Below are 4,440 nucleotides of genomic sequence, written 5' to 3' on the forward strand. Positions count from 1 at the left end.
AATGCTTGGCGTAGCTCGCTAGGTACAAAACCTAGATCCCGTTGCTGATAATAGGCTTTATCAACCAGTGGATTTTTTTGACATTTTTGTCTAAAAAACTCTTCTTTTATGCTTTTATCCCAATTTATCGCATCTAAGATACGGATCGGGGTTTGTAGGGCGATTAATCGATCTGATAACTCGCGAGTTTTAAGTAATAACGCCTTATCTATCATGCTTTAAGCTCACTGATGAATGAGCCTAGAGGATAGGCTAATTTAGCCCAAATATAAATAATTTAATTACTGTTTAACTTTAAATTGTACCTTCTAAACACTGGTCTTTCCTCAAGCGCTCTTCTATAACTAATGGACGCGTTAACGGTGATGTTAATTTCTCTAAAATATTAATATTTGAGCCGTTCCCTTCTGCTATCCAAATAATAATACTGTCACCAACAATCTCTCTATTGAGTTGATAATCTTTACCAGACTCTAGATCTACTTCAAACTTTACAAATGCATTTCTTTCGGCGGACGAAAAATCTCTACTGCCTATAGAAGCTTTAACCCATAGTATATGACGTCCCGCTTCATATTGTCTTGCAGTGACCCATTGAGATGGCGATTTACTATTACACATTAGATAAACATACTCCCGTTTTTTTCCTTGCTCAAACTGAAAATTCTTTAATCTAAAATGTCCTTCTCTAATATCCTTCTTAATTGGCAAACTTACACAAGCCACCAAAGAAATTAATAAAACTAATAACACCATTAAATTTAAATTTCTCATATCGGAACCTATTTCTAAACTTTGAGTTAACGAAAAAGCACTATACAGTAAGTATAGTGCTTGTTATCAAATGTTAATTTTATTTAGATTAATCACTAAAACATCATATTAAATACAACTTCAACTCGACGTGGAGATTGGAAGTATAAAGCACTGCCAAATTTTGCATTAGAGTTAAATGCTGCGTCCTCTTCTGCAAGTTCTTCATACGTAGTTACATTTGAAGCATCAAATAAGTTATAAACATTAAGAGCAACATATGCTGAATCAAACGCTGCAAAACTGCTTAAATCATATTTAACATTAGCATTAATGGTTGATGTCCAAGGCGTACGACCAAAGCTACCGCGCGAAAATTTAGTATCACCTACATAGTAAGTATCGCCATATTGATATTGAGATTGATCAGGTGCATACCCAGCACCTAACGCGTTACGTGGACGGCCTGAAGTAATATTTGCATTTACGCCAACTAATAAATTATCAGTAACAGAATAAGAACCAAATAGTTTTAATGCATGACGACGGTCATTAGGTAGATAACCATTAGCACCATCCATTAGATAAGGGTAATCCCAATCAGTTGTTAGGCCAGCATCATCTTGACCATTATCTGATTTAACATAACCTTCTGCGTTGCCGTAGCTTTGAGCCCATGTATAAGTTGCGTTAAACATCCACACACCATCCCATGCTCTTTCTAACATCAAGTCAACTGAGTTATAACTACGCTTAGCGTCTGGGTAACCTAATTGTTCAGCACTAAAGTTATAATCCTCAAGAGTTCCATCGCCATTATAATCATACTGGAATGATACGCTTTCGCCAGGATTAAATAGTAAGAAATGATTAGCTGCAGCCCCCTCTAAACCAATACTTTTAAATGCTTCAATCATACTACCATCATCAATAATACTTTGAACTTCACGACGTGTATACTTAACACCAAAAGACCAATCATCGTTTATCATACCTTGATACCCTAAGATAAGCTCATCTTGATACATTGGGGCTAAGCCACTATCGCGAACACTTACAGGACTTGGAGTCGTTCCATCTCCAATTACGTCAGTATCACCTAGTTTATCTCCTAAAACAGGAACACCGTCAGTACCTTCACTTTGTATTGTGTAGTAATCATGAGTATATAACTCTGCACCAGCTAAGCGAACATTAGTGTTTGAAGCAACAGGTAAAAAGTAACGTCCGGCATTAGCAAATACTTTGTGCTCGCCATCACCAAACAGATCATAAGCTAACCCTAAGCGCGGTGCAAATTGATTGTCTATTTTAACAAATGTATCACCACTTGCATTAAGATTTTCAAAGCTATCCCAACGGAAACCAATAGTTGCAGTTAGGCGGTCGGTTATATTCCAAGTATCTTCGATATAAAATGCTTCGTTATTGATGTCAAACTCACCGCCAACATTGTAATTACGTACACGAACATACCGGCCTGAATCTTGAATCTCATAACCATTTGGTAAAATCGCACCGGCATCATAACCAATATATCGGTAATAAATTCCACCAGAAAGCTCTACTTCACTAGTTGAAGTGTTTTTCTCTGCATCATAACCAAAACGTAACTGATGATCATCAGCTACTAGCCATTCAAAATCAATTCTATATTGCTTACGTTCGTCACTATTTGTTGATATTTGAAATGCTGAAGGATCCCAACAACCAAGATTTTGTCCATTTTGAGCATCAATGATTGCAGGACAATCTGCACCATCTGAACGGGTTGTATCATTAAATTCAACTTTACCCGCCATAGCAGACACTGAAAAATAATCCGTAATATTACCATTATAACGTATTGACCAACTAGTGCCTCCAGTTAATGAACTAGATGATGAAGTGTTTTCTGTATCTAAAACACCATTTTCATCCCTATCATATGTTGTCGAATTTTCAGTTGTTTCATCTTTGAAAATCCATCCCATCAAGGTATGGTCTTCATTGATGTTCCAGTCAAGACGGGCTAAATAATAAGGGTCGTCATCATTACGATTTAATAATGTTGTCCCACGAGTTTGGATGTCATCGTAATTTGTCTCTCTAAATTCATATAGACCATAGAAAAATAAAGTATCTTCAATTAACGCACCACTTGCAAAAAGATCTGTTTTTCTTGACTCTCTTGAATCACCACTATTATCGGTAATAATATCACCAATTCGGTTGGCACAATCTTCAACAACGTCACCATTTTCAGCTTTATAGCTACAATCATCAGCTAAATAATAAGAGTTTGGACGTTTCCCATAGAGCGAATCAAGATTTTGTGTATGCTGTAAACCAAAATGGAACTCGTTAGAGCCACTTTTTGTTACAGAGCTAACAACACCACCAGTAGAGCGTCCAAATTCAGCTGAGTAACCACCTGTTTTAATCTGGAAAGAGTCATAAGCCAAAAATGGAATAGTAGACCCGCCAACACCATTGCGGAAATTGGTCATATTAAGACCATTTACATAATAAACATTTTCAGCTTGAGAAGCACCGCCAAAACTACCTAATGAACTACCTTTAGCATCTGAAAACCGTGCATCACCTAAATTTACGCCGGGAGATAGCATTGCAACAGATGTAATATCTTGAGCAACAGGTAAGCGCGATAATTCATCTGCGGAAATATTAAATGATGCTTCTGAGTTTGTAACGTCAACACGTGCAATTCGGCTACCAGTCACAGAAATAACTTCGAAGTCACCTGCAACCATATTAATTTCAAGAGACGAAGACTTACCAATTGCAATATTTACATCATTTAACACAGATGTCTGATAGCCATCTTTTTCTATTTTAATATCATAATTACCGATTGGAATTGAACCTAAGTTAAATTGCCCCTTAGAATCTACAATCAACTGTTTAACATAACCATTTTCTTTGTTAGAAATAGTAACAGTTGCCCCAGCAATAGGCGCTGAACTTGATTGTTGAGTTACAACCCCTTTAATCGCACCATCAACGTTTCCTGCTAATGCAGTTGCACTGTAAAAAGTTAATGAAGAGCAAATTGCTGCGCAAACTGCAGCTTTTTTAAATAATTTGTTCACTTGTATCATTATTGAATCCCTAAATGTTATTATTTATATACCCCATTAATAATTGGGGTATATATATTTAACATTTACAAAACAAAACAACAATAAAAAAAACAATAAAAACAGTAAAAAGTTAAATTAATGTCAACCACAAAATAAATTAACAAACCGTACACAACCTCATGTTCATTGTTATTTTGTAAATTAAAACGCGAGGGTTAACCTACAATAAAAACAACATACTTACATGTTAATGTTATCTTTAATGATAAAACTCAGTAGCATACATTGAGGCATATATAGAGATAGCGTTACAAACCTTAATTTCCTAAAAGAGGTGTATTTTGCATAGCTATTGTGAATAGAAACAATAAAACAACACCAACTGCAAAAAAATTTTAAGTTTAATTAGAATTTAACATAATAAGCAATGAAGTTTAACGTTAATAATACATAAGAAAGGTGTTAAAACATACTCAACGCTGTTTTGTACTCGCTGCACATTTTACTCATATATTGAGCGATAGGATTGAGTTGCCCAAGCTGGCTAATGATATTACGGTTTAGATCAGAAAATGCTTGGCGTAGCTCGCTAGGTACAAAACCT

2 protein-coding genes and 2 pseudogenes are annotated in these 4,440 nt (G+C 35.6%); all 4 read right to left on the minus strand.

The window, feature by feature from the left end; translation table 11 throughout:
• A pseudogene (locus H5200_RS22720) lies at positions 1-215 on the minus strand (flavohemoglobin expression-modulating QEGLA motif protein); the annotation flags it as partial.
• Between the two features lie 79 nt (positions 216-294).
• A complete protein-coding gene (locus tag H5200_RS22725) occupies positions 295-774 on the minus strand; it encodes a hypothetical protein (protein WP_182719665.1) in 480 nt (159 codons plus the stop codon).
• 95 nt (positions 775-869) lie between these two features.
• Positions 870-3,854: a TonB-dependent receptor gene (locus H5200_RS22730; protein WP_182719664.1), complete on the minus strand. Its 2,985-nt coding sequence runs from the start codon at positions 3,852-3,854 to the stop codon at positions 870-872.
• 450 nt (positions 3,855-4,304) lie between these two features.
• Positions 4,305-4,440 (minus strand): annotated as a pseudogene (locus tag H5200_RS24190) (flavohemoglobin expression-modulating QEGLA motif protein); the annotation flags it as partial.

It is taken from the genome of Pseudoalteromonas sp. SG43-7, from assembly GCF_014164295.1.
Taxonomy (GTDB): Bacteria; Pseudomonadota; Gammaproteobacteria; order Enterobacterales; family Alteromonadaceae; genus Pseudoalteromonas; species Pseudoalteromonas rhizosphaerae.

Bases quoted from the DNA above. Each gene is read 5' to 3' on its own strand.
- H5200_RS22725 (WP_182719665.1), bottom strand. From the start codon at position 774: ATGAGAAATTTAAATTTAATGGTGTTATTAGTTTTATTAATTTCTTTG.
- H5200_RS22730 (WP_182719664.1), bottom strand. From the start codon at position 3,854: ATGATACAAGTGAACAAATTATTTAAAAAAGCTGCAGTTTGCGCAGCA.